At 75.0% G+C, this 6,258-nt stretch carries 5 protein-coding genes; 4 read left to right on the top strand and 1 reads right to left on the bottom strand.

Going from position 1 to position 6,258, the window contains the following annotated elements:
* From ABZ914_RS44095 to ABZ914_RS44085, 3 genes are all read left to right on the top strand, one after another.
* The coding region (locus ABZ914_RS44095; protein ID WP_500200694.1) for an MFS transporter at positions 1-1,066 on the top strand (1,066 nt) is incomplete at its 5' end.
* On the top strand, positions 1,063-1,395 hold the full coding sequence (locus ABZ914_RS44090) for a nuclear transport factor 2 family protein (RefSeq protein WP_500200693.1): 333 nt from the start codon (positions 1,063-1,065) through the stop codon (positions 1,393-1,395). The genes ABZ914_RS44095 and ABZ914_RS44090, both read left to right, overlap by 4 nt.
* Positions 1,392-2,558, top strand: coding sequence for a GDSL-type esterase/lipase family protein (locus tag ABZ914_RS44085; protein ID WP_500200692.1), 1,167 nt, complete (start codon positions 1,392-1,394; stop codon positions 2,556-2,558). The genes ABZ914_RS44090 and ABZ914_RS44085 overlap by 4 nt, the downstream gene beginning before the upstream one ends.
* Before the next feature lie 83 nt (positions 2,559-2,641).
* Here the strand turns inward: ABZ914_RS44085 and ABZ914_RS44080 are convergent, their stop codons facing one another.
* Complete coding sequence (locus ABZ914_RS44080; protein WP_500200691.1) at positions 2,642-4,501, bottom strand: CocE/NonD family hydrolase; 1,860 nt, start codon at positions 4,499-4,501, stop codon at positions 2,642-2,644.
* A 187-nt stretch (positions 4,502-4,688) separates the two neighbouring features.
* On the opposite strand from ABZ914_RS44080, the gene ABZ914_RS44075 reads away from it, so the two are divergent.
* A complete protein-coding gene (locus ABZ914_RS44075; RefSeq protein WP_190857042.1) occupies positions 4,689-6,257 on the top strand; it encodes a FadD3 family acyl-CoA ligase in 1,569 nt (522 codons plus the stop codon).
* Position 6,258 lies beyond the last annotated feature (1 nt).

The raw sequence follows: 6,258 nt of genomic DNA, 5'->3' as shown, positions 1-6,258 counted from the left end.
GCTGACGCCCGCGACGCTCGCCCTCATCTACCGCGGATTCGCCGAGGGCCCCGCGCGCAACAAGGCGCTCGGCGCCTGGGGGATGGCGGGCAGCGCGGGGCTCGCCGCCGGGTCCCTGCTGGGCGGCGTACTGACCCACTACCTGGGCTGGGAGTGGGTGTTCTTCGTCAACGTGCCGCTGGCGCTCGGCTGCGCCCTCGCGGCGCCGCGGCTGCTGCCCGCCGACCCGGCCCGCGCGCCCGGCTTGTTCGACGTGCCGGGCGCGGTGCTGGCCACCGCGGGATCGGCGCTGCTGGTGTTCGGGCTGGCGAGCGGGCCGGACGCCGGATGGGCGTCCCCGCGCGCCGCCGGGTCGCTGGCCGCCGGCGCCGTCCTGTTCGCGGCGCTGCTCGCGGTGGAGGCCCGCACCCGCGACCCGCTCATCCCGCTGCGGCTGGCGCGCGGCCGCGGCCTCGCCACCACCATGGTCGTGATCGCCGTCTTCCAGGGCACGCTCGGCGGCGGCTACTACATCCTGACCTCCTACCTGCAGCCCGTCCTCGGCTACAGCTCGCTGGAGGCGGGGCTGACGTTCCTGCCGCTGACGCTGGTCTGCATGCTCGCCGCGCTCAAGGCCACCCCGGTGCTGCTCGGACGTTGGGGGATCCGCACCACGCTCGCCGTCTCGACGATCGGCACGGGCGCGGGCATCGCCGCGATGGTCGCCGGCACCACGGTCGGCGGCGGCTTCTGGACGCTGCTGCCCGGCAGCGTCGTCTGGGGCCTGTTCGGCGGCGTCGCGTTCGTGACGCTGTTCGCCTCCGCCGGCGCGGGCGTCCCGCCGGAGCAGCAGGGCGTCGCCTCCGGGCTGGCCAGCAGCGCCAAGGAGATCGGCGGCGCCCTCGGGCTGGCGGCGTTCGTCGCGATCGCCAACGGCCCGGGCGACCTCCTGCACGGCCTGCACGCCGCCGGCTGGGCCGCCGCGGCCGCCACCGTCGCGGGCGGCCTGATCGCCCTCGTCCTCGAACCCGCCCGTCCCGAGGCCCGGGACGGGGAGTCCACCTCTCTCGAAGGAGCCCTCCGATGACCGCGACCGACCTGATCAACGCCTACCTCGACATCTGGAACGAGCGGGACGCCGCCGCCCGGGAGTCGCTCATGGGGTCCGTCCTCACCGGCGACGCGCTCTACAGCGACCCCGACTACGCGGGCCTGCGCGGGCACGCGGAACTGTCGGAGGCGATCGGGCGCGCCCAGGCGAACTTCGGCGACCTGCGCTTCGCGCTCGGCGACGTGATCGGCGTCCACCACGACCGGGCACTGTTCACCTGGCGGCTGGGCGAGGCGGCGACCGGCTACGACGTCGTCGAGTTCTACGGCGACCGCATCCGCGGCGTCGTCGGGTTCTTCGGATGACCGGCGAGCGCGCGTGGGCCGCCGCCTGGACCGCCGCGCCGCAGCGGCCGGGCCCCGGCTTCGCCCCCAACTGGTCCGAGGAGGGCCTCGGCGGCCGGACGGTCCGCCAGACCGTCCGGCTCGGCATCGGCGGCGACGCGCTGCGGGTCCGGCTGTCCAACCGCTACGGCACGGCGCCGGTCCGGATCGTGGGCGCCACGGTCGCGGCGTCCGCGGGCGGCGCGGCGGTGAAGCCCGGCACGCTGCGGGAGCTGACCGTGGACGGCGCGTCCTCCTTCGCCGTCCCGCCCGGTGGGGACCTCGCCACGGACGGCGTGCCGTTCCCGGCCGGACCGCTGGACGCGGTGACGGTCACGATGGTCCTGGACGAGCCGTCCGGGCCGGTGACGTTCCACGCCCAGGCCCTCGCGACGACGTACCGGGCGGCGGGCGATCACCGCGCCGACGGCGACGGCGCCGCCTTCACCGAAACCTCGCAGTCCTGGTACCTGCTCGCGGGCGTGGACGTGGCCGCTGCGGGGGCGGCCCCCGGCGACGGCATCGTCGTCCTCGGCGACTCGCTCACCGACGGGACAGGCGGCACCCCGGACACCGACCAGCGGTTCCCCGACCTGCTCGCCCGGCGGCTGGTCGCGGCGGGCCGGCCGCGCGCCGTCCTCAACCAGGGGATCGGCGGCAACCGGGTGACGGTCGACTCGCCCTGGCTGGGCGACCGCGCCACCGCCCGGTTCGACCGCGACGTCCTCGGCCAGCCAGGGGTGGGCACCGTCGTGGTCTTCGTCGGGATCAACGACGTCGGGATCGGCGAGGTCGCCGGCGACCCGCCGTTCCCGGTCCTCGCCCCGTGCACCGTGGTGCCGGCGGCGGACGTCATCGCCGGCCACCGGGACATGATCCGCCGGGCGCGCGCTGCGGGCCTGCGGACGGTCGGGGCGACGCTCGGGCCCATGCGGGGCTCGGTCTTCTCCACGCCGCGCAGCGAGGCGGCGCGCGCGGAGGTCAACGCCTGGATCCGCGGGTCGGGGGAGTACGACGCCGTCCTCGACGTCGCCGCGGTGCTCGGCGACGCCCTCGACCCCGCCCACGACTCGGGCGACCACCTGCATCCGGGCGACGCGGGGTACCGGGCGATGGCCGAGGCCGTCGACCTCGACGCGCTGTGACGTGCGGCCGGGGCCGTCCCCCGTGGGACCGGCCCCGGCCGGACGCGCGGATCAGGGGAGATGCGGGCCAGGGGAGGTGCGGGTCAGGGGAGGGTGGACAGGTCGATCGTCGACACCGCCGCGGCGTCGTGGCGGATCGTGTACCGCCCGCCGGCCAGCGACGGCAGGTCGGCCAGCGGGACGAGGTGCGGGAAGTCGGCGGTCGCCACGCGGACGCGGAGGCGGTGGCCCGCCGGGACGGTGGCGAACGCCGGCCGGATCTCGATGTCGTACCGGGTCACGGCCCCGGGCACGACCGGCCGCTGGGCCGCGCGGGTGAGCGGGTGGTACGGGTACACCCAGCCGCCGGACGCGCCCTTCCAACTGCGCTTCCCGTCGACCGCGCGCATCGAGCCCATGAGCGCGCCGCCGCTGAGGTCGGTGGACGTCCCGTCGGGCGCGACGTCCTCCAGGGTGAGCGCCCACAGCGTCTCCGGGCGGGTGGACGCGGCGCGCAGCGTCACGCCGATCGGCCCGGCGAGCTTCAGCGGCGCGGCCAGCGCCGGTGACGTGTAGGTCGTCTCGCCTGGCCCCTTGACGGGTTTGCGCTGGGAGCCCGTGCAGGGCGAGGCGACGCCCGCACTGGCGAAGAGCTGCGACAGCATCCCGGCGGCGAACTGGTCGGTGGACCGGGTGCACGGGTTCGACAGGCCGGTGAACGCGATGGAGTCGGCGGGTTCGGCGCCGGTCGGCCGCGCGGAGGTCAGGCGTCCCTGGGAGCGCAGGTACATCCGGGTCGGGCGCGCCTGCGCGAGGGGGTAGTCGGCGGTGTCGTAGCGCCGTCCGCCGGGCTCGATCACGTGGAGGGGGGTGGCGGTGGAGACGGTGCCGCGTCCCTTCAGCCAGTGGTCGAACCAGGCGAGCTGGATCGCGTCGAGGTCCTGCCCGCTGCCCATGTCGCCGTGCGTCCACGGGCCGTAGAGCAGCTGGTACTTGTCGGAGACGGGCTGGCCGGGCGTCATCGGCGCGGTCACCGGACGGCCCGCCGCCGCGTTCTGCAGCCCGCTGTAGAGCAGCGGTTCGCCGCGCTGGAAGACGTCGTAGAGCCCGCCGACGAGATGGACCGCGACGCCGTTGGCGACGATCCTGCGCAGGACGCTCTCGGGCGCCCGCTCCTTCCACCAGGCGTTGTCGTACCTGCGGGGGCCGTTGGTGAGCATGTCGCGCGCGATCGTCAGCTCGAACGGCCCGGCCTGCATGAGGTGCTCGTAGGCGAGGACGAGCGCGGCCGCCGGATCCTTGGGCAGCTCCACGAACGGCGTGGTGACCCGGGTGACCCCGTAGCCGAAGACCAGGCCGAGCGGCGACTCGACGTTGAGCGCGCCGCCGCTGACGAAGAGGTCGCGGTACGGGTCGGCGGACGCCGCCATCGGGAAGATCGCCTTGAGCGGGGAGTGCGGGCCGACCGCGGCGGCGGTGAACAGCTGGTCGATCGCCAGGTACGACAGGCCGAGCATGCCGACCTCGCCGCTGGAGTTGGGCAGCCGCGCCGCCCAGTCCACGATCTGCGCGCCGGCCTGCGCCTCGGACGGCTCGAACAGGTCGAACCTCCCCTGCGAGCCGCCGGTCCCGGGGACGTCCACGACGAGTCCCAGGTAGCCGCGTTCGATGAGGTACGGGTTGAGCCCGCCGGTGCCGGGCGAGCCGGTCTCCGCCGACGGCGTCTTGCCGTACGGGGTGAACCCGACGATGACCGGGAACGGGCCGCGCGCCGGTTTCCCGGTGGCGCGATCGGTGGGCACGTGCAGGTCGGCGCGCAGCAGCGTCCCGTCCTTGAGCCGCAGCGCGAGGTTGCGCTGCACGGCGATGCCGTAGGGCGCCGCGGGGGCGGGGGCCGCCGAGGCGGGGACGGCGAGCGCGGCGAGGACCAGGATCAGCGAGCACGCGGCTGCGAGACGGCGCATGGCGCGACTCCCGGGGTCGGAGGTGCTTGGGCGGGACGCTAACAACCCGCGCGCCCGCCGGGAACCCCAAACGAACAAAAATGTTTATTTGATGCCCCTACCCGCCGGCCGCGCGAGCGTCTCGCGGGGTACCGGTGAGCGGGACGGTCTGGCCGATCCGGGGTGACCGGGGCCACCATGGGCTCTCATGGGCGAACTGACGATTCCGGCGGTGTTGGCACGGGCGGCGGAGGCGTTTCCGGACGCCGAGGCCGTGGTGGACGGGGACGTCCGTGTGACGTTCGCGGAGCTGCGGGACCGGGTGCGGGAGGCGACGGCCGCGTTCGCCGGCGCCGGGATCGAGCCGGGCGACCGGATCGCGATCTGGGCGCCGAACGGGCTGCCGTGGATCGTCACCGTCCTCGGCGCCATGGGCGCGGGCGCGACGCTCGTCCCGCTCAACACCCGGTACAAGGGCGACGAGGCGCGCTGGCCGCTGACCCGCGCCCGCGTGAGGATGCTGTTCGTCGCCGACGGGTTCCTCGGCATCGACTACCCCGGCATGCTCGGGGTCGACGCGACCGGCGCCTACCCCGGCCTGCCCGACCTGAAGGCCGTCGTCACGTTCAACGGCGAGGAGCGGCCGGGCGTGACGTCCTGGGCCGGGTTCGCCGGCAAGGCCGTCCCGCTCGCGGAGGCGGACGCGCGGGCCGCCGCCGTCCGCCCCGGCGACGTCGCCGACATCCTGTTCACGTCCGGGACGACCGGCAAGCCCAAGGGCGTGATGTGCACGCACGAGCAGAACGTCCGGACGTTCGAGGCGTGGGCCGCGCGGACCGGCGTGCACGCCGGCGACCGCTACCTGATCGTGAACCCGATGTTCCACTCGTTCGGCTACAAGGCCGGCGTGATCGCGTGCGTGCTGAAGGGCGCCACGATGGTGCTCCAGCCGGTGTTCGAGGTGGCGGAGACGCTGCGGATCATCGAGGCGGAGCGGATCACGGTGCTGCCCGGCCCGCCGACGATCTACACCTCGCTGCTGGACGCGCCGGGCCGCGCCGAGCGCGACCTGTCCTCGCTGCGGCTCGCGGTGACCGGCGCCGCCGACGTGCCCGTCGCGCTCGTCCGGCGGATCCGCGAGGAGCTGTTCCCGCAGGTCATCACCGCGTACGGGCTGACGGAGTGCTCCGGCACGGTGTCCGCCTGCTCGCTGGACGACGATGACGAGACGATCGCGACGACGTGCGGCCGGGCCATCGACGACGTCGAGGTGAAGATCGTCGACGACCGGGGCGAGCCGGTGCCGGCCGGCACCGACGGGGAGATCCTCGTCCGCGGCTACAACGTGATGAGCGGCTACCTCGACGACCCGGAGGCGACCGCCGAGACCATCCGGGACGGCTGGCTCGACACCGGCGACCGGGGCCGCCTGGACGAGCGCGGCAACCTGTCCATCACCGGCCGGTCCAAGGAGATGTTCGTCGTCGGCGGGTTCAACGTGTACCCGGCGGAGGTCGAGGACGTCCTCGCCCGGCACGCCGCGGTCGCCGAGTCCGGCGTCGTCGGCGTCCCGGACGCCCGGATGGGCGAGGTCGGCCGCGCCTACGTCCGGCTGCGCCCCGGCCGCACCGCGACCGCGGACGAGCTGATCGCGCACTGCCGGGAGCGGCTCGCGAACTTCAAGGTCCCCAAGGAGGTCGTCTTCGTGGACGACCTCCCCAAGACCGCCTCCGGCAAGGTCCGCCGCGTCGAGCTCAAGGAGCAGGCCGGCGCCTGAC

The sequence above is a fragment of the Spirillospora sp. NPDC046719 genome (genome assembly GCF_040645715.1).
In the GTDB taxonomy this organism is placed as follows: Bacteria; Actinomycetota; Actinomycetes; order Streptosporangiales; family Streptosporangiaceae; genus Spirillospora.
The sequence above is the reverse complement of the archived record's forward strand: the minus strand, read 5'-3'. Positions and strand labels throughout refer to the sequence as shown.

Coding starts and splice junctions, on each gene's coding strand:
- ABZ914_RS44090 (WP_500200693.1), top strand. CDS start 1,063: ATGACCGCGACCGACCTGATCAACGCCTACCTCGACATCTGGAACGAG.
- ABZ914_RS44075 (WP_190857042.1), top strand. CDS start 4,689: ATGGGCGAACTGACGATTCCGGCGGTGTTGGCACGGGCGGCGGAGGCG.
- ABZ914_RS44080 (WP_500200691.1), bottom strand. CDS start 4,501: ATGCGCCGTCTCGCAGCCGCGTGCTCGCTGATCCTGGTCCTCGCCGCG.
- ABZ914_RS44085 (WP_500200692.1), top strand. CDS start 1,392: ATGACCGGCGAGCGCGCGTGGGCCGCCGCCTGGACCGCCGCGCCGCAG.